Origin of the sequence: Brytella acorum (assembly GCF_029309905.1) — a bacterium.
GTDB lineage: Bacteria > Pseudomonadota > Alphaproteobacteria > Acetobacterales > Acetobacteraceae > Brytella > Brytella acorum.
The window spans coordinates 1-26091 of sequence record NZ_JARBJP010000016.1; the positions used below are offsets into that span (position 1 = coordinate 1).

The 26091-nt window shown below is 58.6% G+C and carries 25 protein-coding genes and 1 pseudogene; 19 read left to right on the forward strand and 7 right to left on the reverse strand.

Features of this window, described 5'->3' with window-relative positions; genetic code table 11:
* Positions 1 to 60: 60 nt before the first annotated feature.
* The 3 genes and pseudogenes from PWM43_RS14335 to PWM43_RS14345 all read right to left on the reverse strand — a co-directional run.
* Positions 61 to 1557: a hypothetical protein gene (locus PWM43_RS14335; RefSeq protein ID WP_289843176.1), complete on the reverse strand. Its 1497-nt coding sequence runs from the start codon at positions 1555 to 1557 to the stop codon at positions 61 to 63.
* A gap of 224 nt (positions 1558 to 1781) precedes the next feature.
* The gene (locus tag PWM43_RS14340; protein ID WP_289843177.1) at positions 1782 to 2741 is read right to left on the reverse strand and encodes an SMEK domain-containing protein; all 960 of its coding nucleotides are present in this window, start codon (positions 2739 to 2741) and stop codon (positions 1782 to 1784) included.
* Between the two features lie 89 nt (positions 2742 to 2830).
* Positions 2831 to 3013: pseudogene (locus PWM43_RS14345) on the reverse strand (HU family DNA-binding protein); the annotation flags it as partial.
* Between the two features lie 211 nt (positions 3014 to 3224).
* Between PWM43_RS14345 and trbB the strand changes: the two are divergent.
* Genes trbB through PWM43_RS14400 form a run of 11 tightly spaced genes read left to right on the forward strand, consistent with a single transcriptional unit; the run spans position 3225 to position 12569 of the window.
* The gene (gene trbB, locus PWM43_RS14350; protein ID WP_289843178.1) at positions 3225 to 4193 is read left to right on the forward strand and encodes a P-type conjugative transfer ATPase TrbB; all 969 of its coding nucleotides are present in this window, start codon (positions 3225 to 3227) and stop codon (positions 4191 to 4193) included.
* Positions 4190 to 4516: a TrbC/VirB2 family protein gene (locus PWM43_RS14355; protein WP_289843179.1), complete on the forward strand. Its 327-nt coding sequence runs from the start codon at positions 4190 to 4192 to the stop codon at positions 4514 to 4516. The genes trbB and PWM43_RS14355 overlap by 4 nt, the downstream gene beginning before the upstream one ends.
* Entirely contained in the window at positions 4516 to 4782 is a 267-nt protein-coding gene (locus PWM43_RS14360; protein WP_289843180.1) for a VirB3 family type IV secretion system protein, read from the forward strand. Before PWM43_RS14355 ends, PWM43_RS14360 begins: the two co-directional genes overlap by 1 nt.
* 7 nt (positions 4783 to 4789) lie before the next feature.
* A complete protein-coding gene (gene trbE / locus PWM43_RS14365; RefSeq protein WP_289843181.1) occupies positions 4790 to 7216 on the forward strand; it encodes a conjugal transfer protein TrbE in 2427 nt (808 codons plus the stop codon).
* A complete protein-coding gene (trbJ, locus tag PWM43_RS14370) occupies positions 7213 to 7959 on the forward strand; it encodes a P-type conjugative transfer protein TrbJ (protein ID WP_289843182.1) in 747 nt (248 codons plus the stop codon). The genes trbE and trbJ overlap by 4 nt, the downstream gene beginning before the upstream one ends.
* Positions 7959 to 8231 (forward strand): putative entry exclusion protein TrbK-alt, encoded by a 273-nt coding sequence (gene trbK-alt, locus PWM43_RS14375; protein WP_289843183.1) that lies wholly within the window; start codon positions 7959 to 7961, stop codon positions 8229 to 8231. Before trbJ ends, trbK-alt begins: the two co-directional genes overlap by 1 nt.
* A 4-nt stretch (positions 8232 to 8235) precedes the next feature.
* Positions 8236 to 9495: a P-type conjugative transfer protein TrbL gene (gene trbL, locus PWM43_RS14380; RefSeq protein WP_289843184.1), complete on the forward strand. Its 1260-nt coding sequence runs from the start codon at positions 8236 to 8238 to the stop codon at positions 9493 to 9495.
* 2 nt (positions 9496 to 9497) lie between these two features.
* Positions 9498 to 10178: a conjugal transfer protein TrbF gene (gene trbF, locus PWM43_RS14385; RefSeq protein WP_289843185.1), complete on the forward strand. Its 681-nt coding sequence runs from the start codon at positions 9498 to 9500 to the stop codon at positions 10176 to 10178.
* Positions 10178 to 11164: a P-type conjugative transfer protein TrbG gene (trbG, locus tag PWM43_RS14390; RefSeq protein ID WP_289843186.1), complete on the forward strand. Its 987-nt coding sequence runs from the start codon at positions 10178 to 10180 to the stop codon at positions 11162 to 11164. The genes trbF and trbG overlap by 1 nt, the downstream gene beginning before the upstream one ends.
* A complete protein-coding gene (locus PWM43_RS14395; RefSeq protein ID WP_289843187.1) occupies positions 11161 to 12321 on the forward strand; it encodes a TrbI/VirB10 family protein in 1161 nt (386 codons plus the stop codon). The genes trbG and PWM43_RS14395 overlap by 4 nt, the downstream gene beginning before the upstream one ends.
* Positions 12318 to 12569 carry a DUF2274 domain-containing protein gene (locus PWM43_RS14400; RefSeq protein WP_289843188.1) on the forward strand — a complete coding sequence of 84 codons (252 nt, stop codon included), beginning with the start codon at positions 12318 to 12320 and terminating at the stop codon, positions 12567 to 12569. The genes PWM43_RS14395 and PWM43_RS14400 overlap by 4 nt, the downstream gene beginning before the upstream one ends.
* On the opposite strand, the gene PWM43_RS14405 is transcribed toward PWM43_RS14400, so the two are convergent.
* Entirely contained in the window at positions 12490 to 13467 is a 978-nt protein-coding gene (locus PWM43_RS14405; protein ID WP_289843189.1) for a LysR family transcriptional regulator, read from the reverse strand. The genes PWM43_RS14400 and PWM43_RS14405 overlap by 80 nt on opposite strands.
* A gap of 248 nt (positions 13468 to 13715) precedes the next feature.
* On the opposite strand from PWM43_RS14405, the gene PWM43_RS14410 reads away from it, so the two are divergent.
* The gene (locus PWM43_RS14410; RefSeq protein WP_289843190.1) at positions 13716 to 14852 is read left to right on the forward strand and encodes a pyridoxal phosphate-dependent aminotransferase; all 1137 of its coding nucleotides are present in this window, start codon (positions 13716 to 13718) and stop codon (positions 14850 to 14852) included.
* Positions 14853 to 14871: 19 nt separating this feature from the next.
* Here PWM43_RS14410 and PWM43_RS14415 read toward each other — a convergent pair whose 3' ends face one another.
* Positions 14872 to 15759, reverse strand: a complete 888-nt coding sequence (locus PWM43_RS14415; RefSeq protein WP_289843191.1) for a LysR substrate-binding domain-containing protein — start codon at positions 15757 to 15759, stop codon at positions 14872 to 14874.
* Positions 15760 to 15862: 103 nt separating this feature from the next.
* On the opposite strand from PWM43_RS14415, the gene PWM43_RS14420 reads away from it, so the two are divergent.
* From PWM43_RS14420 to PWM43_RS14450, 7 genes are read left to right on the forward strand one after another with little or no spacing between them, the layout of a single operon-like run.
* A complete protein-coding gene (locus PWM43_RS14420; protein ID WP_289843192.1) occupies positions 15863 to 16828 on the forward strand; it encodes a quinone oxidoreductase family protein in 966 nt (321 codons plus the stop codon).
* Positions 16829 to 16885: 57 nt separating this feature from the next.
* The gene (locus tag PWM43_RS14425; protein WP_317134995.1) at positions 16886 to 17872 is read left to right on the forward strand and encodes an alpha/beta hydrolase; all 987 of its coding nucleotides are present in this window, start codon (positions 16886 to 16888) and stop codon (positions 17870 to 17872) included.
* A 40-nt stretch (positions 17873 to 17912) separates the two neighbouring features.
* Positions 17913 to 19379 (forward strand): efflux transporter outer membrane subunit, encoded by a 1467-nt coding sequence (locus PWM43_RS14430; RefSeq protein ID WP_289843194.1) that lies wholly within the window; start codon positions 17913 to 17915, stop codon positions 19377 to 19379.
* Positions 19376 to 20482: an efflux RND transporter periplasmic adaptor subunit gene (locus PWM43_RS14435; RefSeq protein ID WP_289843195.1), complete on the forward strand. Its 1107-nt coding sequence runs from the start codon at positions 19376 to 19378 to the stop codon at positions 20480 to 20482. Before PWM43_RS14430 ends, PWM43_RS14435 begins: the two co-directional genes overlap by 4 nt.
* A 4-nt stretch (positions 20483 to 20486) precedes the next feature.
* Complete coding sequence (locus PWM43_RS14440; protein WP_289843196.1) at positions 20487 to 23534, forward strand: efflux RND transporter permease subunit; 3048 nt, start codon at positions 20487 to 20489, stop codon at positions 23532 to 23534.
* Positions 23535 to 23554: 20 nt separating this feature from the next.
* Positions 23555 to 24421, forward strand: coding sequence for a class I SAM-dependent methyltransferase (locus PWM43_RS14445; RefSeq protein ID WP_289843197.1), 867 nt, complete (start codon positions 23555 to 23557; stop codon positions 24419 to 24421).
* A 1-nt stretch (position 24422) separates the two neighbouring features.
* A complete protein-coding gene (locus tag PWM43_RS14450; RefSeq protein WP_289843198.1) occupies positions 24423 to 24830 on the forward strand; it encodes a GNAT family N-acetyltransferase in 408 nt (135 codons plus the stop codon).
* A gap of 121 nt (positions 24831 to 24951) precedes the next feature.
* Here the strand turns inward: PWM43_RS14450 and PWM43_RS14455 are convergent, their stop codons facing one another.
* Complete coding sequence (locus tag PWM43_RS14455; protein WP_289843199.1) at positions 24952 to 25470, reverse strand: RES family NAD+ phosphorylase; 519 nt, start codon at positions 25468 to 25470, stop codon at positions 24952 to 24954.
* Complete coding sequence (locus tag PWM43_RS14460) at positions 25467 to 25832, reverse strand: antitoxin Xre/MbcA/ParS toxin-binding domain-containing protein (RefSeq protein ID WP_289843200.1); 366 nt, start codon at positions 25830 to 25832, stop codon at positions 25467 to 25469. Before PWM43_RS14460 ends, PWM43_RS14455 begins: the two co-directional genes overlap by 4 nt.
* Between the last annotated feature and the right edge of the window lie 259 nt (positions 25833 to 26091).

Genomic DNA, 26091 nt, shown 5'->3' on the forward strand with positions numbered 1-26091 from the left:
GCTCTTCCGTAAAACGACTGCGCTTCATCCGTCCGTATCCTTCTCGATCGGACTCTACTTTTAAATGGTTACATTTCCGGGGGGCACGTCACGTGCTTTACTGAAGTCGTTTAGGAGTAAAGCGATGTCATATATGAACACCTTCTCACGTTCGACGCTGTGGCTACCGTCGTCATCTATTCGCATTATAATGTCGACAACATTTTTCGCGGAAGTAGTCCGCACCTCAAAAGAGGCTTTCCGATTGCCTTGGATGAATTGATGTATCCAAAGGATCGTTTGCTCAAATGATTTCAGTCGCTCGGAAGCGCCGGTAATGCTGCCTTGCAATTTGAGTCGCTCGGTTTCTTTCTCAAGTCGTTTCTCTTGCTTGTCCACGGCGAGCCGATCATACCGATCAAGTAGACCTTTGAGTTGGCCAAGTTCATCACTCTTGGTCTGGAAGGCGGCGTAGGTTTTTTTTAAATTTCTTAGATCGCCGTCCTGATCGAGAATTTTTATGAGTTTAGCTTGACGTCGATCAAGATCGGCAAGCTGTCGACTTAATACCCTTAACTCCTCTTCGATGACCTGTGATTTCTCAGTGAGCAGATGCTTTTGGAAGAGCTCGATTTTCGCTTTGAAATCTAAAACCTCGTTCAGATCTCTAGAAATTCTATCGCCTAGACCGTCGCGTAGTTGATTGTAGAAGCTGCGTATCTCATCCGCGTCGATGGTGGCCTCAGTGGCTATGGGGTTTAACCCAGCAAGCCGTTTGAGCAACGCCGCCTTCCTGAAACGGAGCTCGTCGGTCTGATCTTCGATCTCAATAAGCTCGTCTTTTATGACGTCATAGGCTGGCGCATTTTCGAGCGCATCAATACCTCGCCGGATGCGCTCAACTTCCTCATTGAGCTCATTGAGGTCTGATCGGGCATCGTCAATGCCCTTCTCTCGGATAAGTTGCACATTTTCACGGATGCGTTTCTCCTCAACTCCAATCGCATCGAGTTCTTTCAGAATTTCCCTGATCTTACGATAGATCATCAGATCGATACCAAGGAGCATGAGATGCGGGGCGTAATTGTCTGGTACTCTGACCTTCGTATCGTAACATGCGACGATGGACTTGAATTCCGATCGCTCGTCTCGGATGAGTGGACCCAGCATTTCGCGAAATCCTACGCCCACTAAGTGGGTCGTCGGAAACATCCGCTCCGTAAGAAAGCGTGTTGCATCATCTAGCTTAGAAAAATCAATAGCCTTGCCATCAGAGATCACACGCGGATGCTCGGCATCCACGACAGAGCGTTTGATTGTGTAGTCTATTCCGTGGAGTTTAAAATCGACACAGATAAACGTATCTGGCTTGAGGCTTTGCGGTGGAATCTTCGACACGCGACTTTCAGATTTCTTCTTTAATAGTGCAAAGTTGAGAAACTCGATGCACATGGATTTTCCAACACCATTGTTCTTGACGCTGGTTTCGTCCCGCTCGCCTACAATAATATTGACCCCTTCATGGAATTCGATGGGATCAATGGTATGTGGTTCAGTATACAAGCGTTTAATGCGCATCTAGCACCACCAAATAGGGCTCTTCAAAATCCATTAGGCCCAGAGCATACAAGAATGTTAATCCGTAGAAGAAGGAATTTGCTGAAAACCAGGCTTCCTCCTTGAAATGATTGACGACGTCGAAGATGCTAATCGTCTTCCTTTCTGTAGCCTGCACGTATCGTAGGATCTCGAATCCGACGATAGGTGGGGCTTTGGAAATCGCTTCGTCTTTGAGAAATAGGCTAGGCATACTGCACGATCTTGTTTGGAAACACGTTGCAAGCGATGAGCTGGTCGATGACGTAATAGCGGATCGCGCTTTCGTCATAACCTTGGTCGCTTTTGCCCATTTTCTGAATCATCTCCGCGACCAGCACGTCCATCGCCGCGCGAGGGTCTCCGCGATGCTGAGTGAGAAGACGGTCGCTCCAATTTGAAAGATATATCTGGAGCTTGCGGACTCGGACGTGGCTAAGTTCCGATTGCTTGTTTACCTCGGAGAGCGCCACGCCGTACAATTCGTGCAAGTCGATATATTGTTTGCGAAGGAAGGCCGCGTGATCCGCAAACCGATCGTTAATTTTTCCATTAGGATCTGGGTCATCCCTCATGCCGGTGATCGGCGTCTCTTCGTCGGTTTGGCTTAACACTTCGATTAGTCGTACCAGCGTGAGCACTTCATTGGCTTCGCGTGGTTTGAACACGGCGAGATTCTCTTCGAGAAATTTTAGGCACACTTCAAGCTTGGGTACGCCAAGGTTTCCGATTTGGGTAAGCAGTTCGGCGAGACCCCAAACATCGTCATCGACGGAAAGTTCAAAGGCGGTCCCATTACCGATGGAGCTCTCCCTATAATCCTTCTTTTCGCCGATGATTAAAATGATGAGCCGGTCATACACCGTCTGGAGATTATCGGCGACGAAGCCCTTATGGGTGTGCTTGATCTTTGCTATCTCGTTTGTAGAAGTAACTTGAATTGCGATCTTATTGATTGTGTCACCAAGATCGATTGCTCTCGCATTTTTCTTGATTATGTTGATGTTGATTAGATCATAATCAAAAATGATATTGAGAAAATCTCGAAAGAACATTTCTGAATGAACGTTGAAATCTAATAAATTGAGGCTGCTGCGAGTTTTGACGTTTGTTGTGAGATAAGAAAGATAATTTGTAATCCCATCAAATATGGCTGCGCGTTTCATGCTGTTCCCTGGGAAATAAACATTCGTAAAATAATTATTTATTTAAACTCTTATCGAATCCTGCGGTTGATGGCCAGTAGTCTGGGTCAGAGCGCCTTCCGGGCCTTGGTCTTGTGGACGGTAAACGTCCCGAAGGACGGTAGCGTGAACCCGCCCCCCTGCTTCAGTTCGGCGACAATGGCCCCCACCAGGTCATCGGCCGCCTTGGCGGCGGCAACGCCCGTGCAGTCCAGCGAGTCCTGAAGAACGGCGGCAATGAAGGCTTTGCTCATGCGGGCGCAGGTCCATGTCGTGGTCGATTCCGGAAACGGTAGCAGCGCCCTGTCGCCCCGTCACCGCCCAAACGCACTCTACTCCTATGCAAGTTCTTCTATCCCAGCCCCCTACGGCCCCAGAGACTTGTTGCGCTTCCATGTCCATGCCTCTTTCTAATCGACCCCGTTGATCCATTGCCTCCCTCGCGAGGTCAATCACGGGGTTTCGATGACCGTCGCTCCCTTCCGCTCTGAAGCCGTTGCCCGAGGCACGCGCATGCTGCGCACCGCCCTGGGGTCGGCCATCGCCGGGCATCTCGATGATCCGTCGATCGTCGAGGTGATGCTCAATCCTGATGGTCGATTGTGGGTCGACCGGCTTGCCGGAGGCATGGAGGACACCGGCACCTACATCGCGCCCACTGATGCCGAGCGGATCGTCCGTCTGGTCGCCCATCATGTCGGGGTCGAGGTCCATCCCGGTAGCCCGCGCGTTTCCGCCGAACTGCCGGGAAGCGGGGAGCGGTTCGAAGGGTTGGTGCCCCCGGTGGTGGCCGCACCCTGCTTTGCGATCCGGCGTCCGGCGGTCGCGGTGTTCTTGCTCGACGATTATGTGGCCGCCGGGATCATGACCGCCGCGCAGGCGACGTTTCTGCGCCATGTCGTCGTCGAGCGAAAGAACATCCTGGTCGCCGGCGGCACGTCCACCGGCAAGACCACGCTGGTCAACGCCCTGCTGGCCGAGATCGCGCAGACCGGCGACCGGGTGGTGCTGATCGAAGACACGCGCGAATTGCAATGCGCGGCCCCTAATCTGGTCGCCCTGCGCACCAAAGACGGCGCTGCCTCGCTCTCCGATCTGGTGCGCTCCTCGCTGCGCCTGCGCCCCGACCGGATTCCGATCGGCGAGGTGCGCGGCGCCGAGGCGCTCGATCTGCTCAAGGCCTGGGGCACCGGGCATCCCGGCGGCGTCGGTACTCTGCATGCGGGCTCGGCGATCGGCGCGCTGCGGCGGCTGGAGCAACTGATCCAGGAAGCCGTCGTCACCGTGCCGCGCGCCCTGATCGCCGAGACCATCGACGTGCTCGCGGTGCTGTCCGGGCGCGGCAGTGCGCGCCGGCTGGCCGAACTCGCCACCGTCCGCGGACTGACCCCGGACGGGGACTACATCCTCGCACCTGCCGGAGATCCGACATGACAAGCATGATTTTCCTGCGCCGTCGCTTTGCCGTGGCCGGCGTAACCCTCTCGCTCGCCCTGCTGTCGGCCCCGGCCTACGCGGCGGGCTCAAGCATGCCGTGGGAGGAGCCGCTTAACCAGATCCTGGAAAGTGTGCAGGGGCCGGTGGCCAAGATCATCTCGGTGATCATCATCACCGTGACCGGCCTGACCCTGGCTTTCGGCGAAACCTCTGGTGGCTTCCGCCGTCTGATCCAGATCGTCTTTGGGCTGTCGATCGCCTTCGCCGCATCCAGCTTCTTCCTGTCTTTCTTCTCCTTCTCGGGCGGGGCGTTGACCTGATGGAGCCGGACGCCATTCCCGGCTTCACCGCGCCGATGCATCGCGCCCTGATCGAGCCGATCCTGCTCGGCGGAGCGCCGCGCACGGTGGCGATCGTCAATGGCACGCTGGCGGCCGCCATCGGGCTCGGGCTGCGACTGTGGATCGCCGGCGGGATTTTCTGGCTGGTCGGCCATCTCGCCGCCGTCTGGGCCGCGAAGCGCGATCCCGCCTTCGTCGACGTGGTGCGCCGTCACCTGCGCTATCCCACTCATCTGGTCGGGTGAGGGCGCCATGATGAACCTCGCTGAATACCGCCATCGCCGCGACCGCCTCGCCGATTTCCTGCCCTGGGCGGCGCTGGTCGCCAAAGGCGTGGTGCTGAACAAGGATGGTGCCTTCCAGCGCACCGCCCGGTTCCGTGGTCCCGATCTGGACTCATCGACCGCGTCCGAACTGGTCGCCATCACGTCCCGCCTGAACAACGCCCTGCGCCGGCTCGGCTCCGGCTGGGCCATTTTCGTCGAAGCGCAGCGCCGTCCGGCGCGTGGCTATCCTTCCAGCCCGTTTCCCGATCCCGCCTCCGAACTGGTCGACGCCGAACGCCGGGCACAGTTCGAGGAAGAGGGCGCGCATTATGAGAGCCGCTATTTTCTCACCCTGGTCTGGCTGCCGCCGGCGGACGATGCCGCCCGCGCGGAAGCCTGGCTCTACGAGAACCGCGCCCGTGGTGGTTCGGACTGGCGGGCGGTGGTTGCAGGCTTCATCGACCAGACCGACCGGGTGCTGGCGTTGCTCGACGGCTTCATGCCCGAGGCTGACTGGCTCGATGACGGCGAGACCCTGACCTATCTGCATTCCTGCGTCTCCACGCGGATGCAGCGGGTTCGGGTGCCGGAAATCCCGATGCATCTCGATGCCGTCCTGGTCGATGAGGAACTGACTGGCGGACTGGAACCCCGACTGGGCGATGCGCATCTGCGTACGCTCACCGTGACCGGCTTTCCGACCCAGACCTGGCCGGGGCTGCTAGACGAGCTGAACCGGCTGGCCTTTCCCTATCGCTGGTCCACGCGCGCGATCTGCCTTGATCGCACCGATGCAACAAAAGCGCTGGGCCGGATCCGTCGGCAATGGTTCGCCAAGCGCAAATCGATCATGGCTATCCTCAAGGAGGTGATGACCAACGAGGCGTCGGTACTGCTGGATTCCGACGCCGCCAATAAGGCCGCCGATGCCGATGCAGCGTTGCAGGAACTCGGCACCGACCAGGTCGGGCAGGCCTACGTCACCGCCACCGTCACGGTGTGGGACGAGGATCCGACAGTCGCCGCCGACCGGCTGCGGCTGGTGGAGAAGACCATCCAGGGCCGCGACTTCACCTGTATGCGCGAGAGCGTCAATGCGCTCGAAGCCTGGTTCGGCAGTCTGCCGGGCCATGTCTACGCCAATGTCCGCCAGCCCTGCGTCTCGACCCTGAACCTCGCGCACATGATCCCGCTTTCCGCCGTCTGGGCAGGGCCGGAGCGGGACGGGCATTTCGATGCTCCGCCGCTGTTCTATGCCCGCACCGAGGGGGCGACCCCGTTCCGCTTCGCTCTCCACGTCGGCGATGTCGGCCACACGCTGATCGCCGGGCCGACCGGCGCCGGCAAGTCCGTGCTGCTGGCCTTCATGACGATGCAGTTTCGTCGCTATGCCGGGGCGCAGATATTTGCCTTCGATTTCGGTGGCTCGATCCGCGCGGCAACGCTTGCGATGGGGGGCGACTGGCACGACCTCGGCGGCGCGCTGGCGCAGGACGGGAACGATCCCGTCGCGTTGCAGCCGCTGGCGCGGGTCGACGAGCCGGGCGAACGGGCTTGGGTGGCGGAATGGGTGGCGACCCTGCTGGAGCGCGAGGGCGTCACCGTTACGCCCGACCTCAAGGAGCATCTGTGGTCGGCGTTGACCTCGCTGGCCTCGGCCCCGGTCGCGGAGCGCACCATCACCGGTCTTTCGGCGCTGCTCCAGTCGCTGGCCTTGAAGCAGGCTCTCCAGCCTTATTGTGTCGGCGGCCCGTGGGGCAGTCTGCTTGACGCCGAGCACGAGCGTCTCGGTGTCGCCGATATCCAGGCCTTCGAGATCGAGGGGCTGATCGGCTCGGGTGCCGCGTCCGCCGTGCTGTCCTATCTGTTCCATCGCATCGAGGACCGGTTCGACGGCAGCCCGACGCTGCTGATCATCGATGAGGGCTGGCTGGCGCTGGATGATCGCGCCTTTGCCGGGCAACTCCGGGAATGGCTGAAGACGCTGCGCAAGAAGAACGCCTCCGTCATCTTCGTCACCCAGTCTCTGGCCGATATCGACGCCAGCCCGATTGCCCCCGCGCTGATCGAAAGCTGCCCGACGCGGATCTTCCTGCCCAACGACCGGGCGCTGGAGCCGCAGATCACCACGATCTATCGCCGTTTCGGTCTGAACGACCGCCAGATCGAGATCCTCAGCCGGGCGACGCCCAAGCGCGACTATTACTGCCAGTCCCGGCGCGGCAACCGTCTGTTCGACCTTGGCCTGTCCGAAGTGGCGCTGGCTTTCACCGCCGCATCTTCGCCCGACGATCAGGCCGCTATCGACCGGATTTTCGCCGGGCATGGGCGCGATGGGTTTGCGGCTGCCTGGCTGGCGCACAAGGGTGTCGAGTGGGCGGTGGAGATGCTCAAGCCGGGAGCGGTGCTGTGAAAAACATACTGACAGTGAAATCAGCTTTCGTATTCGGGGTCGGTCTCGTTCTGCCGGTCGTCGCGAGCGCACCGGCTCATGCGCAATGGGCAGTCTATGACGCGGCCAATCATGTGCAGAATGTTCTCACCGCCGCCCGGGAATTACAGCAGGTCAACCAGCAGGCGCAGAGCCTGCTCAATGAGGCGACCATGCTGGAGAACCAGGCCCGCAATCTCGCCAATCTGCCGCTTTCGGTGCTGGCGCCGCTGGAACAGTCGATCGCCCAGACGCAACAGATCGTCGGTCAGGCCCAAGGGCTTTCCTATAACCTGACCAGCATCGATCGGGCCTTCCTCCAGACCTACCCGAAAGCGCTGGCGAGCCCGAGTTCAGTGGCACAGATGACCGCCGATGCGCAGACGCGATGGCAGAATGCGCGGGGCGCCTATCAGGACGGGCTGCGCGTGCAGACCGGGGCGGTGCAGAATCTTGATGCCACGCGCAGCCAGATCGACAGTCTGGTCACGTCCAGCCAGTCCGCAACCGGCGCCTTGCAGGCGGCGCAATCGGGCAATCAGCTCACTGCGCTGCAGACGCGCCAGCTTGCCGACCTCACCGCTGTCATCACGGCGATGGGCCGCGCCCAGGCGTTGGACGGCGCGCGTCAGGTCGAGGGCGAGGAACAGGGCCGCGCCCAGCTCGCGAACTTCCTCGATTACGGCGCCGGCTACACGCCTGGCTCCGCGCAGATGTTCCACTGATGCGCTGGCCACGTCTTTCCCCGCCGATCATCTTCCGGCTCGTGGCCGTCGGGTTGGTCGTGCTGATCCTGATCGCCGCCAGCCTCCACCTTCGGCACGTCTCCCATAACGTCGGTGTGCCCGATCTCGGGCCGCCGGGATCGCGTGACCGGTTGGCCGCCGGTCTGGTGCGCTGCCAGGCTCTCGGCATGAAGGCTGACCGCGATCCGACCTGCGAAGCGATCTGGGCCGAGAACCGTAAGCGCTTCTTCGCACCCGAAACCGCACGGTGATACCATGCAGCAGGGCACCGGCGTCATCGACAATTTCCTTGCCATCTTCACCCAGTATATCGATTCCGGCTTCGGTCTGGTGCAGGGCGACGTTCACTGGCTCGCCGGTGTGCTTATTGCGATCGACATCACCCTGGCCGGGCTGTTCTGGGCGCTGGCGCCTGACGAGGACGTGCTGGCGCGGCTGATCCGCAAGACCCTGTTCATCGGACTGTTTGCGTTCATCATCGGCAATTTCAACGGGCTGGCACGGATCATCTATGAATCCTTTGCCGGGCTCGGGATTGAGGCGGGCGGTGGACATCTCACCCAGGCGCAGCTTCTCCAGCCCGGTCGGCTGGCGCAGGTCGGCATCGACGCCGGCAAGCCGATCCTGACTTCGATCTCCTCGCTGGTCGGCTTCGTCGCCATCTTCAACAATGCGATCCAGATCGCGGTGCTGCTGATCGCCTGGCTGATCGTGGTCATCAGCTTCTTCGTGATGGCGATCCAGCTTTTCGTGGCGCTGATCGAGTTCAAGCTGACCACGCTCGCTGGGTTCGTACTGGTGCCCTTCGGTCTGTTCGGTCGCACCGCCTTCCTCGCGGAGAAGGTGCTGGGCAACGTCGTGTCGTCCGGGATCAAGGTTCTGATGCTGGCCGTCATCGTCGGTATCGGTTCGATGGTCTTCGGTCAGTTCACCAGCGGTTTCAACAATCCGCCGACCATCAATGATGCGCTGACCCTGATTTTGGCTTCCCTGACGCTGCTCGGTCTGACCGTGTTCGGCCCGGCATTGGCCAACGGCCTGATCGCCGGTGGTCCGCAGTTGGGTGCGGGATCCGCGGTCGCTACGGCGGCCGGGGTCATCGGTGCTGGTGTGGTCGCCGCATCCGGGGCCGGACTGGCTGTGGGGGCTGCGGCTGCGACCGTGCGTGGCGGCGCTTTTGTCGCGGGCGGGGCCACCGCCGCCTATCGGGCCGACGGCGCGGCCGGTGTCGCCAAGACTGGATTGTCTGCCGCCGCCAGTCCGTTGCGCAGGGCGGCGGCCAGTGTCCGCACCAGCTATCAGGCCGGCGGGGCTGCCGCGACCGGCGGGGCGGGTGGTGCCACCGCTTCTGGCGCTGGCGGTGGAGCAGGGGCGTCCGGCAAGCCGCCAGCCTGGGCCAGCCGGATGCAGCGCAACAACCGGATCAGGGGCGGGGCTGACGCCGCCGCGCAGGTGATCAAGGGCGGCGATCGGCCCAGCGGCGGCCACGACGTCGATCTCTCGGAAGGAGAATAGCCATGTTCCGCCGCTCCACCATACGGTTCGGCAAAACACCAGAACCCGAGACGCCGTATCACAAGGCCGCACAGGTCTGGGACGACCGCATCGGTTCGGCCCGCGTACAGGCGCGTAATTGGCGGCTGGCCTTCTTCGGCTGCCTGGCATTGAGCGGCGGTCTGGCGGCCGGGCTGGTCTGGCAGTCGGCGCGGGGCACCATCACGCCGTGGGTGGTGCAGATCGACCATCTTGGTCAGGCGCAGGCCGTGGGGCCAGCAACCGCCGCCTATCGGCCGACCGATCCGCAGATCGCCTGGTATCTGGCGCGTTTCATCTCCGAGGTGCGCGGTATCCCGGCCGATCCGGTGGTGCTGCGGCAGAACTGGCTCGACGCGTATAATTACGTCACCGATCGCGGGGCGCTGGCCCTGAACGATTACGCTCGCACCAACGATCCGTTCAGCCGGATCGGCAGGATGCAGGTTGCGGTCGAGATCGCCAGCGTGATCCGCGCCTCCGACGACAGTTTCCGGGTGGAATGGATCGAGCGCCGTTATGTCGACGGCGCGCTGGCCACCACCGAGCGTTGGAGCGCGATCCTCACCATCGTTGTCACCACCCCGACCGATGCCGAGCGGCTACGCAAGAACCCGCTCGGCATCTACATCCACGCCCTCAACTGGTCCAGGGAACTCGGCTGATGCGCACCCTCAACACAATCGCGCCGCTCATGATCCTGCTGGCGCCGCTGGCGGCCTGCTCCTCATGGAAGCCGCCTGCCATCCGGTACGACGACACGCCCCGGCAAGCGGTCCTCACCCCGGAACCGCCCAAGCCGGTGCAGGTGGTGGCACTCCCCGAGCCCCTGCCGCTGCCGGGGCAGCTCAAGCCGATCTCGTATCGGCATGCGGCGCCGGAACCGATGGATCCCCATCAGCGGGTCGAGCGTGCCAACAGCGCGGCGCGGATCCAGCCGACGCGGGCCGGCTATCTCAACGCGATCCAAGTCTATCCGTTCTCCGAGGGTGCGCTCTATCAACTCTACGCCGCACCCGGCGAGATCACCGATATCGCGCTGCAACCCGGCGAGAAGCTGGTCGGTGCCGGCCCGGTCGCCGCCGGCGACACCGTACGCTGGATCATTGACGACACCGAGAGCGGGGTAGGAGCGTCGAAACGGATTCATATCCTGCTCAAACCGACCCGGCCGGACCTCACCAGTAATCTGGTCATCAATACCGACCGGCGCACCTATCATCTGGAACTACGCTCCGATGAGCGGACCTATATGGCGTCGGTGTCCTGGGACTATCCGCAGGACCAACTCGTTGCCCTGCGCGGCCAGGATCGCGATGCCGACCTTGGCAATCCGGTTGCAACCGGCGTCGATCTCGACGCGCTGAATTTCCGCTATCGGATCGAGGGCGACGAGGCGCCGTGGCGGCCGTTGCGGGCCTTCGATGACGGGCGGCAGGTGTTTATCGAGTTTCCGACCGGGATCGCCCAAGGCGAGATGCCGCCGCTCTGGGTGATTGGCCCGCAGGGTGACGGTCAGTTGGTGAACTACCGGGTGCGCGGCAACCGGATGATCGTCGATCGCCTGTTTGCCGCCGCCGAGTTGCGGCTGGGGGCGAAGCACCAGCAGGTCGTGCGGATTGTCCGTACCGACGGGACGCGGCGCTCATGAGCGAGAGCGCCGGGAGCAGCAGTGCTGAGACGCCAGCGCCTTCTGTCAGACCGCCGGCCGAGATGCGGCTACGGTCGACGCGGCCGCCGGTCACGCGCCTGTCGCGCAAGGTGATCCTCGGCCTGTCGGTCGTCGCCGTAGCCGGCATCGGCGGTGCGCTCTATCTGGCGTTGAAGCCGACGCCTCCAAAGAGCAATGCCGAACTCTATAATACTGGCAGCCGCACCACGCCGGACGGGCTGGCCAATCTGCCGGGCGACTATACCCATCCGCCGCGGCTCGGGGCTCCGCTCCCTGGTGACCTTGGTCGGCCGTTGCTCAAGGCAGGCGTTGGCGTCCCCGGCATGGCGACACCGGCGGCGCCCGCCGATCCCGAGAAGCAGCGTATCGCCCAGGAACAGGAAGCGGCGCGGGTCAGCCACCTGTTCACCCAGACGCAGATGGGGCGGGATGTCGCAGCGCCGACGACGGCGGGCACGGTTGCACCCTCGCCCAGTAGCGTTGCCACTGATCGCAAGCAGGCGTTTCTCGACGGGCCGGTTGACCTGCGAACCGTCAGTAACGCGCGTCTGACGTCCGCTCCCAGCCCTTATGTGCTTCAGGCGGGATCGATCATTTCCGGTGCGCTGATTACCGGCATCCGCTCCGACCTGCCGGGCGAAGTCACCGCGCAGGTCACGGAGAATGTCTATGATTCTCCGACTGGACATATCCTGCTCATCCCGCAAGGAGCAAAGCTAATCGGTCGATATGACTCCCAGATCGCTTATGGCCAGAAGCGGGTGCTGATGGTCTGGACCCGGCTGATGCGCGGGGCCGGGGACTCGATCGTGCTGGAGAACGAGCCGGCTGCCGATGCGGCGGGCTTCGCCGGATTGCAGGACCAGACCGACAATCATTGGGGCGAGGTGTTCAAGGCCGCGTTGGTCTCGACCGTGCTCAGCGTCGGTTCCGTAGCCAACATCAGCGGCAGTAACGGCATCGCCCAGGCGCTGCGCACCGGCGGTTCGCAGGGCTTCAACCAAATCGGTGAGCAGATCGTGGGACGGTCGCTGAATATCCAGCCGACCAACACAATCCGGCCGGGCTTTCCGGTGCGGGTCATGGTGCATCGTGACCTGGTTCTCTCTCCATACGGTAAGGAGGCATCGAAATGACGAAGCTTAGGCTTGGGCCGATTGAGAATGACAAACCGGTGCGGCTGACTATTGAGCTGCCAGCCGCCGTACATCGCGATCTGGTTGAATACGGGCGGTTGCTGGCGCGTGAAAGCGGTCAGGCCGAGATCATGCCCGCAAAGCTTATCGCACCGATGCTCACGCGCTTTATGGCCACGGACCGAGCTTTCCGCCGTTTGCGTAATGGGAGCGCGACCAGTCATGTTCTCGAGCCTGCCCGCGCATGAAGGCGATGAACCGGCCGAGCAAAGCATCATCTGCCTCCTGGCGCCAGGCAAGATGTACTTCGAAATCGGCATCCGATGCGGCAAAAGACCGGAATGTGAGCCCTGGGGGATGAAGATCTCGACTGGCAGTATTAGAGAGACCAATCCCTGAACCAGAGCGTACCAGTGACAGAAGCGTTAAGGCTCCGTCTGTGTGGGGTATCACATTCGGGTGGCGCGTGATCAAGCTGGGGAGAAAATGTGCAGATTGTCCTTTGTGCATCCTCATGGGCACTAGCAGGCGCTCCTCGGCAAGGTCTGTAAGATGCAGTGTATCGTTCCTCGCAAGTGGATGTTCGTCGGGCATTACTGCGACGATGGTATCGTTGTAGAGCCGCAAGGAGGCCAAACCATTGCTGAGAGCGCATTGTGGAAGGATGGCGGCATCAATACGCCCGCTTCGTAGCGTGAAGATAACATCTTCATCAGAGGCGGTATGAAGGCTGATCCGTGTGTGTGGATAGGTACCATGCCAAAATCGGAGCCACATTTCGACGCCAGGATGAAGCGGAGAGGTGGCTAATCCTACGCGGATCTCACCTTCGACGAGATCTGTTACGCGATTTGTGAGCATCAGCAGATGCTGCGCTTCTGTCATGATTCGGCGGACCAAACGCAGTACATGGCGCCCCGAACCGGTGGTAATTGTGCCGCTGTGGCTGCGTTCGAATAGCGTAATACCCAGTAGATCTTCGATCCTTGTTACGCGTCTACTAAGCGTTGGAACGGATATATGAAGTTCCAACGCTGCTTGTCCCAAGCTGCGTGTCGCATCCAGAACAAGCAGGCTCTCCAAGTCCCGCAGGTTCAGCGTATGTAGACGGTCCATGGAAGTCTTTGCTTTGTGCTGCGTCGACATCTTGAGATCACACTCACGTGCTTCTCCATCTTTGCAATAAAAGCCGTTGGAACCGAGCGCATCGAAAGTGCAGATCAGCGGTATTCTAAAAGTCAGAGATTGTCGTGGCTGAAAAAACCAATTTCAAAATTTACATGATGACATTCATAAAATCTGTTCGAAAAATCCGATAATAACTGTTCAGAATTAATGATTTTAGGAAATAATTGATTTGTGTCATTTTCTTGAGAAATTGGTGGAAGAAGTGAATGGCACCGCATTCGTATCTGTTCACGCGTCGCTCTCTGGGACGAGTGGCTACAGCGGCAACATCTTTGTTTGTTGACTCTCTGGCGACTTCCGTTTGGGCGAAAGAGTCGGATGTGCCCCAGTTGCGGACACAAAATACTGTGGTGCTTAGTCAGAATACCAGTCCCCTTGGGCCATGTAGTCAAGCCGTTCGAGCGTCAGACGCGATTACGCCACACCTTCAGCACTACTGGCCGCACGGGGATGAGTTATCGTTGCTTGGTCAGGTCGCGTCGAAACGCTTCGGTATCGCCCAGCATTTCATCAAGGCATGGTGCGGCTCAAGCGATCCTGCCTTCCGAACCGTCGCGGCGTTTACTGGGCCAACGCGAGGACTGGTTGTAGCCGATCCTTCCTGGGAACTTATCTTTCAATCCGCAGCACTGACGAGGGCGCCTGTCTTCAAGGTACCTCTTAACCACCAGTATGCGCACGATGTTCGGTCTATGCTGGCCGCCGATCCGCACGCCGGTCTCTATTTTATATGCAATCCCAACAATCCGACCGGCACTCTTACTCCACACGAGGATATCGTGTGGCTTCTGGCGCATAAACCGCGTGACGCTGTTGTGCTGATTGATGAAGCCTACATCGATTTCTCTGACGCGGAGTCCTGTATGTCATTGGTCGAACAGGGGCACGACATCATCGTGTTGCGTACCTTCTCGAAGATATACGGCATGGCCGGCATGCGGCTCGGTTTTACGATCGGGCGCCCAGATATTGTTGAGAAGCTTCTGCCTTACGGATTTCCAGACAGTCCGTTATTTCTGCCTATGAACGCAGTTGCGGCAGGAATGGAAAGCTTGCGGACCAGCGATCTTGTCCCTTCCAGAAAAAAAGCCAATACTCATGCGCGGGAAGAGACATTCGCATTTCTGCGCGAGCATGATGTGGCCTATATTCCTTCAAGTTCCAATTGTTTCCTGTTGGACGTGCGGCGTCCCGCTGCAGCGTTTGCTGCTGCGATGGCGCAGGAAGATATACTGGTCGGGCGTAGCTGGCCGATATGGCCGACACGGGTACGCATTACGGTCGGAAGTGTACACGAGATGACGAGATTCCACCGGGCTCTTTCAAAAGTAATGAACCTGTAGGATCTGGATTTTTCCTTGATCAAAGCGTCATTGGACGCAGATGTTCTTGTGTCGTTTCGACTACGGCGTCGCGGAATTCCCGGCGTGCGGGAGACATGGCCCGGCAACCATCATGCAGGCACACTTCGATCCCCGGCCCACGTGGCAACTCCGGTCGCTCCGGCAGTACGCAGAGATTCTGCGGCAATCCAAGCGGAGTACGGAACGTCAGACCCAACCCAGCGCCTGTCGCGGCCCACAGTCCCTGCAGGCTTCGGCTGGTGAAGGTAAGGCGCCACGGCGTTCCTACCTTGTCGAGCAGTTCCAGTCCTGTTCTTCGAAAGCGGCAAGGGTTTCCATAGAGTGCGAGATCAATGGGGGTGTCTGGATCAGACGAGGCCTTTACGTCAGGTGACGGGCCGATCCAGACTGTCGGAAGGGTTCCGAGCGATAGAGCGTCTGGTCGACCTCCGCCGCCGAAGGCCAGTACGAAATCCAGTGATCCCTGATCCAACTGCTCGAACAGCAATCCGTTACGTTCGACGAAGACTTCGATCAGCACGCCCGGGTGCGCGCGCTTGAACAAGCCTAGCAGGGCAGGCAGCCAGGATTCCGAGAAGTCTCCCGGGAGGCCAAAACGGACGCTGCCAGACACGGAAAATCCATTCACGGCTTCCAGGGTCTCGTCGTTCAGGTCGAGGAGCCGTCGTGCGTAGGATAGAAGGCGCTCACCCTGTTCGGTCAGGATGGTGCCGCGTCCTTCCCGGATGAAGATCGGCTGGCCAGCCTGATCTTCCAGTTTGCGCATCTGCTGGCTAATGGCGGATTGCGACCGTCCAAGATGGGTAGCTGCACGGTTGAATCCCCCGAGATCCTGCGCGGTGACGAAAGTACGCAGCACGTCCATGTCAAGATTGACCCGCACCATCGTTCGTATTTCCTTAATTGGAAGTTCGGAATAACTCGTTATTCTTATCATACATCAAGCGCTATGACCATATTCATATTCAGCTTTGCAGCAGGACATGAACATGAAGGCGATACGGATCCAAGAATACGGTGATGGGGAAGTCTTGCGGTTTGAGGACGTAACATTGCCTCAACCTGGACCCGATCAGGCTCTGATCCGAGTTGTTCGGGCGGGTGTGAATTATACCGATGTCTACCAGCGAACTGGCTTTACCAAGGTCGCACTCCCCTTCACGCTCGGATCGGAAGGCGTTGGAATTGTCGAGGTGTCGTCGGAGTTCGCTCCTGGCACGCGCGTCGCATGGTCTGGCTATCCAGGTGCGTATGCCGAAATGGCAGTAGTCCCGCACGCAAAACTGGTCGCGGTTCCCGATGGGATCACCGATGACATTGCGGCTTCGTCGCTGCTTCAGGGCATCACCGCTCAGTATCTCACCGAGAATACTTACCGTATCTGCGCAGGCGAGACGGCACTGGTGCATGCCGGCGCCGGTGGGGTGGGTCTCTTCCTCATCCAGTTGGTCAAGGCAAAAGGTGGAACAGCGCTCGCGACCGTCTCCACGCCCGAAAAAGCAGCCGTCGCGACTGAAAATGGAGCCGATGCGGCAATAGTCTATACCGAAGCCGACTTCGTTGCAGCCGTACGCGAACGGGTGCCTGGAGGTGTGGAAGTTGCGTATGATTCAGTGGGTCTTGCGACATGGCGCGGCAGCTTGTCGCTGCTGAAGCCGCTCGGCACATTGGCGCTGTTTGGGCAGGCGAGCGGTCCGGTGCCTCCAATTGACCCAATGCTGCTGGCGAAGCAGGGATCGGTCTTCCTGACACGTCCGGCGTTGGGCACCTTTATCGCAACGAAGGCGGTCTTCCGGGAGCGTGCGGAGCGTGTATTCCAGTGGTTGGCAGAGGGTACCTTGCGTTCCCGGATCACTGCTACATATGGCCTGGATGAGGTTGCCGAGGCTCATCGTGCGCTGGAAGGTCGGCAGACAACGGGCAAACTGCTGATTGATACGACGCGCTGGGCCTGAAAAATGGCAAAGTCACCGCTATTAACCGTCCTCCGCTGCCTGTTGCTGCTGTCAGCGATGATCGTCAGCAATGGTCCTCGTTCGGCCCAAGCGGAAAACCCGGTCGGACCGATACCCGATCCGATCTCGGCAACTGGGGATCGCTTTGGTCCTTCACATCCCATTCCGCTCTGGTCGGGGCGTCCTCCCGGTGCAATCGGCAATGGCCCGGAAGACAAACCTCGTCTTTATGTCTTCTTGCCTGACCGGCCAAGTAGCCAAACATCGGTTCTGCTCTTGCCAGGTGGTGGCTATAGCGCTGTTGCCCTCGGCCGCGAGGGATTTCAGGTCGCTCGTTGGCTGAACGCGCAGGGTGTCGCGGCTTTCGTTCTCGATTATCGTGTTGCGCCATATCGTTATCCGGTCCCGATTGATGACGGTCGCCGCGCCATGCGGCTGATACGCGCGCGTGCCTTGGATTTTGGCATCGACCCGCACCGTCTCGGAGCCTGGGGATTTTCCGCTGGTGGTCATCTGGCGGCATCGCTCGCGACCGGCTGTGGCAAGGTAAACGATCAGGAACCACACGATAATATCGACAGGCTGAGCTGCCGCCCCGATTTCCTGATCCTTGCCTATGCGCTGACAAGCATGGACTGGCCCGGAGTCAACAGGAACTCCCTTGCGGATCTGTTCGGTCCCCGCCCGGATCCTGAATTGGTTCACCGTTCCACGACACAATTCGCGGTTTCAGCCGATACGCCTCCGACCTTCCTGTTCGCGACCACACGCGATCCGCGCGTGAGGGTGGAAAACAGCGTCGACTTCTATCGTGCGCTCGCTGAGGCAGGCGTGTCGGCGGAACTGCACCTCTTTGATTATGCTAATCACGGATGCGGTCTGTGTGGCGGCATTCCCGCACTGGCGTCATGGACATCCCTACTGCGGGCATGGCTGATCCGTCGTTCCCTTATGCCAGCCTCCGCGCCGTTAGTGCCTGTTCCTGCTTCCGACTACCCGCTCTGGCCTGCTGGGTTCGACGGTCCTGGGCTTCGGGGCTGGTGAGCGAATGGGCGCATCCTTACAGACTTGCAGGACACTCGTGATGTCGATGATGAGCCTCGGCCTTGCAGGCTGCGCGGTAGGTCCGGACTATCAGCCGCCCACTCGACCAATTCCGGACAGCTTCGGCTTGCGACAGGATATTAGCCCTGCGCATGCCGAGAATGCTCAGATCCTCTCGGTCGGTGAAGATCTGCCGGGTCAATGGTGGGAGTGCTTCCACAGTTCTGCTCTTAATGCGCTGGTGAGCCGGGGCCTTTCGCACAGTCCAACACTTGCTGCCGCGCGTTCTACGCTTCGCGCCGCACAGGAAAAGGTCCTTGGACAATACGCGGGCCTTTTGCCAAGTATTGACGGTCATGCAGGATGGACACGTGAAAAATTCCCGTATGCAGAGAGCGGTATTCCAAATACGAATGCGTCGTGGGGCTATTATGATCTGCACGTCGCCGTCAGCTACGATATTGATGTTTGGGGCGGGATCAGGCGCGGCATAGAACGCGAGGCCGCGCTACGGGATGCTGTGGCGGCACAGCTGCAGGCTGCCTATCTCGTTTTGACGGCGAATATTGTCTCGACCGCGATCAATGCCGCGATGCTTTCCCGTGAGATGGAGGAACAGCAACGACTGGTCACGTTCGAAGAGGAGTATCTACGAACCGTAGAGGCACAATATCAGGTTGGCGCGGCATCAGCGACCGATGTCGCATTACAGAGGACTCAGGTCGCGGAACAATATGCTCTCGTGCCAAATTTCAGAGCGCGTTTTTTCAACGCTCGTCACGCATTGGCCGATCTCGTCGGGAGTTTTGCGACTGATGCTCGGATACCCGCTATTGATCTCGACCAGCTTACTCTGCCTGCCGAATTACCATTGGGGGTGCCCTCTACTCTACTGGAACATCGGCCCGACATCCGCCAGGCCACGGCGGATCTGCATGCGGCGACTGCAGCGGTTGGGGTGGCCGAAGCGGCGCGCCTTCCGACCTTTATGCTGTCCGGTGCATGGGGAGATGTTGCAGCACATGCAGCCGAATTCGCTGTGCCCGGAAATGGGATGGCAGCCCTAGCGGCACAGATCGTCCAGCCCATCTTTCAGGGGGGACGACTGTTGCACAATCAGCGTCAGGCTGAAGCAGCTCTTTCCGCCAGTGCCGAACATTGGCGCGCCGTCGTCTACTCCTCGTTTCGCAACGTAGCTGATGTCCTCACACAGATCGCAGGGGATAAAGATGCCTTTGACGCTGATGTGGTGGCTGAGCGCGCAGCCTCTCAGGCTTTGTCGCTCGCGCAGAAACAATATAGGCTGGGAGGAATCTCATACATTACCGTTTTGACGACTGAGACGGCGTATCAGCGCACGCTGATCACTCTGATTGAAGCTCGGGCGGCCCGGCTTTCGGATAGCGCCGCATTGTTTGTCAGCCTTGGCGGCGGGTGGTGGAATCGTCACGACAATCCGGTTTTGCCAGATCGGATTGTGCCGCTGGATGGGAGTGTCCCGCAATGAGGCGCCGGTCGGTACTGATTTCCGGCTTCGGCATCGTCGCCCTTGCCGCGAGCGGCCTCTATACTATCCATGCATGGCAGGCTTCCCCGGCGACAATCCAGAACGTTCCGGTCACGGTCACCACGACAGTTGCCCGGCCGGTGTCATGGTACCCAAAATTGCATTTTGTGGGTACATTACGCGCGCATTGGGGAACGGCTCTGTCGTTCCAGACGGATGGTCTGGTGTCACGGATCAATTTCCACTCCGGCCAGCGTGTTGAAGCCGGCGCGATACTTGCGCAACTACAGCTGAACGACGAGCCGGGGCTTTTCGCAAAATATACGGCGCAGGCTGATCTTGACCTGATCAATCTGAACCGGGATACGGCCCAGTTCGAGGCCCATGCTGTTAGTCGGGCCATTGTAGATCATGATCGCCTGACACTCGCGGCTGATCGCGCTCAGCGTGATGCCGAGGAGGCACTGATTGCCATGAAATCCCTTAAAGCGCCGTTCTCCGGTCGTCTCGGCATTCGGCGCGTTGATCCTGGACAATATCTCAAAGCCGGGACCGAAGTCGTGACTTTGCAGGCCATCGATCCGATTTACGCCGATTTTTTCGTGCCGCAACGCTTTTCCGAGTTTGTACATGTCGGCGCGATTGTGACCGTCTCGATAGATTCCGCGTCAGGGCACGTATTCCAGGGGAGGGTGACCGCCACAACGCCTGCTATCGATGCGGCCAGCCGTACCCTGATGGTCCGCGCAACGTTGCCGAATGCGGATGAACGGCTATTGCCCGGTGGTTTCGCCAGTGTCGATCTCGCTTACGAAGGACCCCGTTCTCTCATCGTCATTCCTCAGGCAGCACTCATTTATCATCCCTATGGGAATACGGTGTTTGTCGTCACGTATGATCAGCCCGGACGAGGCGTCGTGCGGGAGCGTCTGGTTGTGACGGGAGAAGCGCGCGGCGATCTGATTGTCATCGCGTCCGGCCTTCGCGCGGGAGAGGCGATCGTAAGCGCTGGCCAGATGAAGCTCCGCGACAAGGCGGTAGTCATGACTTCCGACGTCGGGCAGCCAGGCGAGGACGCCGCGCCTTCGGTGCCCGAGGAGTGAGGTGATGAAACGCATCCTCGGCACTTTGGTAGACCGGCCAGTTATTCCGATTGTTATCTGCCTGCTTCTACTCGTATGCGGCCTGAAAGGAGCCGTATCCTTACCAATTCAGCGCTTTCCTCAGACGGTGAGCGCGAGAATACAGATATCGACTACCTATTATGGAGCAGATGCCGATACTGTGGCTGGTTTTATCACGTCGCCCATCGAGGCCGCGGTGGCTCAGACAAATGGTGTCGACTATATCACGTCAAAGAGCCAGACCGGGGTTGGGATCGTGACGATCTACCTTCGGCTGAATGTAGACCCCAGGGTCGCCATCGCGCAGGTCCAAGCCTATGTCTCGGCAATTCAGAACCGTTTGCCGCAAGGTACCCAGCAGCCGGTCATCACCATGTCGAGTAATGAGGAAGCGGCAATGTATGTCGCGGTCTCCAGCAAGGTGCTGCGGCTTGAGCAGGTCTCCGACTATGTATCACGAATTGTGGTACCGCGCTTGCAAGCCGTGCAGGGAGTGCAGCAGGCCCTCAGTGTCGTGCAAGGGGACTTGGCCCTGCGGGTTTGGCTTGATCCCGACAAAATGATTGGTTACAGGCTGACAGCTCAGCAAATCGCAAGCACTCTTGCCGCCAATGACTACGTTACGGGGGTGGGCACAACGCTGGGCAGTGACACGTATACCCGCCTGACGATTACGACCGGATTGCACACTGAAGAGCAGTTCCGCAATTTGGTTCTTCGTCGAAACGGATCGGCGATTGTGCGTCTGGGAGACGTAGCACGTGTAACTTATGGACCAGAAAACACGACGTCCAGCGTTCTCGACAGCTATGGCAAAAGCGCTTTTATTCGGGTGACATTGGCACCGGCGGCGAATTTGTTAAATACGGAACATGACTTACTTGGTGCTATTGACGAGTTAAAGAACGGCGTCCCGCCCGGTTTGTCTGTCGCTATTGCATATGATGCGGCCGATTTTGTCCATGCGTCGCTACATGAAGTCATCATGGCCCTCACCGAAGCAATAGTGATTGTCTCACTGACGATTGTCTTGTTTTTAGGCTCCCTCCGCGCCGTTCTGGTGCCACTTGTCACGATCCCATTGTCTCTGGTCGGTACGATTGCGATTATGTCATGGTTGGGGTTCTCCTTTAACCTTTTGACTTTGCTGGCGCTTGTGCTGGCGATCGGACTGGTAGTCGACGATGCGATCATTGTAGTCGAGAACGTCAGCCGTCATCTCGCAGACGGATTGAACCCGGTTGATGCAGCCAAAGTGGCGGTCGGGGATCTGTTTGGGCCGATAGTCGCGATGACAGTGGTCCTCGCTGCCGCATATCTGCCGATCGGACTGCAGGGTGGCCTGACGGGGGCGCTTTTTACTGAGTTTGCTTTCACCCTCGCGGCAAGTGTGACAGTGTCCGCTCTGCTGGCTGTGGTTCTCTCACCAATGATGTGCGCGTATGTATTGCCGAAGCATGATGCATCAGAAAGCCGTTTTGTCGCGTGGAGTGATCGTCAACTCACGCGCATAGAGGCGGCTTATGAAAAATGTCTGACTCGTACCCTTGCCAGAATGCCGGTCATTCTTCTCACCGCCTGCTGCGTTCTCGCCTCCAATGCCACCTTCTTTCATTTTGCAAAAACGGAACTGGCCCCGCAGGAAGATACAGGGACGATCGGAGTCAGCGGCGACACGTCTCCCACTGCGACAACGGACTCAATTGCCCGTTCCGATCGGCAGATCATAGATGTTTTCAAAGCTCTTCCGGAGGTTGAATATTACTCTCTTGGTGATGCGCCAGGGAGTATAGATGATGGCGTGACCTTAACGCCGTGGTCTGACCGAAGCCGGACAGCTGACGACATAATCGCGGTTATGCAGTCCAAGCTGAACGCCGTAGGCGCTCTGGATCTCGTTGCTTATCAGCCGCCGTCTCTACCGGGCGTTCGCGGGATGCCCATCCAGTTTGTCGTTCGGGGAAACGGGACGGTCAGTACATTGGCGGCTGTCAGTGCCCGGATCGTATCGGCTGCGCGAGGTGCCTGCCATTTCACCTATCTGGCGACTGACCTGAAAATTGACCAGCCTGAGACGACGATCAATCTTGATCGCGATAAAATCGCTCAGCTTGGCCTGACAGTCAGCGATGTCGGAGACTCGTTAAACTGGCTGCTGGGAGGTTCCTACGTCAATTATTTCAGTCTCCAGCAACGCTCATATCGCGTTCTGCCACTTGTCACACGTAATGCTCGCCTGAACGATGCGCAGGTGCTCGATTATCCGGTCACATATATCGGCGCGGCGCCTGTTCCTCTTTCGCAAGTGGCGACTTTGACCCGCCGCGTCGTGCCGGAACAAATCCCGCACTTTCAGGGTATGCTCGCGACCACGTTGAACGGCGTCCCGGGCAAGGGCGTCACAGTTCAGGATGCCTATCGCTGCCTACAGTCCGTTTCGGCCCACCTCGTCCCAAATGGTTTTTTTACGGATACGTCGGGGCGGTTACGGGCATTCGAGCAGGAGCGGGGCCGCTTTCTTCCGAATTTCCTCTTCGGACTCCTGGTTATTTTTCTTTGTTTGGCAGCGATGTTCAACAGCTTTCGCGATCCGCTGATCATCCTTGTCTCCGTGCCCATGTCCACTGCGGGAGCTGTTTTTTGCCTGTGGCTGGGTCTCGGGGGCGCCACGATTAACCTGTATAGTGAAATAGGCCTGGTTACCTTGGCAGGGCTGATCAGCAAGCATGGAATCCTGATTGTTGAAGTCGCTAATGAGGCTCGCGATCGCGGTCTCGCCAAGCGTGATGCTGTCATCCATGCAGCCGGGCTTAGGCTGCGTCCTATTCTTATGACCACGGCAGCGATGACGCTGGGGGTCATCCCGCTTTTGGTTGCTAGCGGTGCCGGATCCGCAGCCCGATATGTGATGGGACTGGTCATTTGCGCGGGCCTCGTCTTCGGCACGATCATGACACTGTTTGTCGTGCCTGCATTTTATTTGGCGCTCTCTCATAATGACCGCAAGACAGTCGAACCGAGTGCGCCTTAACTAAAAACGGAACCATGAAAATGAAACAGAAAAACATGACTTTTGATGAATGCTCAGCGAGGTGGTTGAAGCGCCGCATGTTCCTTAAATCTGGTGCCGTCTTTGCTGGTGCCTTTGCATGTGCTGGGACAGCTGTGGCGACCGGCCGGGACACGATTCTGGAATCCTGTCTCGCAGCGCCTTACCGTCCGACAGATCAGGTTCGGCGAGACGTCTGGAGGCATCCCTATGAATCGCTGAAGTTTTGGGGGCTGAAGGCAGGAATGACGGTGCTCGATCTTCAGCCCGTGGGAGGATACTGGACTTATATTCTTGCACCATACCTGGCGCGTACGAACGGTACTTATATCGGCGCTATTCCTGTGACAAACCCTCCCGACAAAGGCATTCAGGCAATGACAGCCTTTGCGCATGAATTTTCGGATAAAGCACGGTTTGGATCGGTCGTCGTTGTGGACTTTGATCCGGGGAAGCTTCCCCTTGGACCTGCTAATTCCGTCGATTTTCTATTGAGTGCGCGTGAAATCCATAACTGGATCAGGCACGGATATATTTCTGGTGTGATGAGGCAGGTCGCGGATGTTTTGAAAGCGGGAGGCATTTTTGCCGTGGAAGATCATCGGGCGGATCCCCGCTCGCAGAAGCCGGATGCGTCAGATGGATATGTAGCAATCGCCACGGTTGTCAGAGAAGCCGCCAAAGCCGGACTGACGCTTGAGGCAAGCTCCGAAATTAATGCCAATCCGAAAGATATCAAGAATTACCCATTCGGGGTTTGGACGCTGCCGCCGACGCGAAAGAGCGATACATCTCCTGCCTTCAGAAGAACGGATTACGACGCTATCGGTGAGAGTGATCGTATGACATTAAGATTCAGGAAATTGTAAAATGATTGAAATTTATCAAGTTGATAAATTGGAGTTGTCAGTTTTTGAAGCTGTTCTGAATTCATCAGGTCTGGCGGAGCGCCGTCCTATCCAAGATCGTGAACGCTTACAAAGAATGCTGGACAACTCCAATCTGATCGTTGTCGCTAAGGACATTAAGATCGACAGGATTATAGGTATTTCGCGTGCTATTACCGACTATTCCTACTGCTGCTATCTTTCGGATTTGGCGGTTGACCGAGCCTATCAAGGCAACGGTATTGGGAGGCGTCTAATTGAGAAAACAAGAGAGGCAGCAGGGTCAGAAACTATGTGTCTGTTACTTTCGTCGCCTGATGCTGTGCCTTTCTATAAAGGGATCGGCATGTCACAGCCGGATAATGCGTTTCTCTTCAAGAGAGATCATTGAAATCTGATCAACTGCCTGTCTTCTTAACAAATGGAAGAAGGCAGGCGGCACTTGCGCCTTAAAAGCCGCTTGGCCCAGGCAGTGGTGGATTGCCGTGTGGCAAATTTACTTTTCCATCCGTCTATGGCCATGATGCTGCGGTTGCCGGCAAGCGCCTCTCGTCGTCAATGACAGTCACGCGGGAAAGGGGATTATCTGACCAACTCCAGAAGACCAGGTTTCTGTCATTTTCTGTCGCTCCGGGAGCAAAGCTCGGAACGATGATGCCAGCTGCACCATTGGCCATGAGTACCTTTGCCAGTTCCCATGAAGGCGGCGCCTTGCCCTGGTCAGCAAGGTCTTCCCAGGCACAGGCCAAGGTCGCGACAGAGAATCCCAGATCGTTAAGACTGGATTGATCGGTCAGATCGACGACAGGTTCGCTGTCGACGTCATAGGCACAGATGGTCAAAGGTTGCGGCTTGAATGGAAAACCCTGCTGGGCTTCGAGCCAAGCCGTCTCCATCCGAAGTGATGTGTAAAGGGCAGGTATGCCGACCGGGTTGAACCGACCTCCATGAAGCGCCGCACCATCGCCCGATAATGGCGTGAAAGACCAGCGGGGATTGTGAGCCCTGAATACCCGTCCGGTAAACCTCACGCGTACCCGCCGGTTGCAATCCGATCCAGATAGCGTCGGACGGCATCGGCGCGACCCTCCCGGACGAGCGCCTCGGCAGTCTGATCACCGAAGGAGGGTAGCGGTTGTGACCGGTACCATGCGAAAGCCTGTTGGGCAGAGCCCGCCCATGGCCGGACGCGATTGAGGATCTCGACCATGTCGCGCAGCCTAGCTTGAGTGGCGGGGCGGCCGAGGCGTGCGCTTTTGGAGACGGCGTCACGAGACAGGCCCAGAGTGATGGCCAGTTCACCTCTTGTGATGTGCAGCATATTTGTCAGTCGTTCTGCGGCGATCAGTCCTGATGGATCGAAGGCGTCGGCGAGGAATGTGGTCTCAGACATGATAGAGTGCCTCATATATTGACCATGATAAGGGATCATATATGAGGCAGGTTCCTATGACAAGGATTTCAATTGGATAAGCCCAAGAGCGCTGGCATAATTGTCCTGTCATGCGGCGCGACGGGGTATCTCACGGTCCACCAATCGCAAGTATCGTTGGTTGTCTTCCCCCGCAATACCCGATACTGACACTCCCGAAGCCCTGGCTCCGGGAGTGTTCGTGTTTCTGGCCCCCTGATCGCGTGAGGCGGCGAAATCC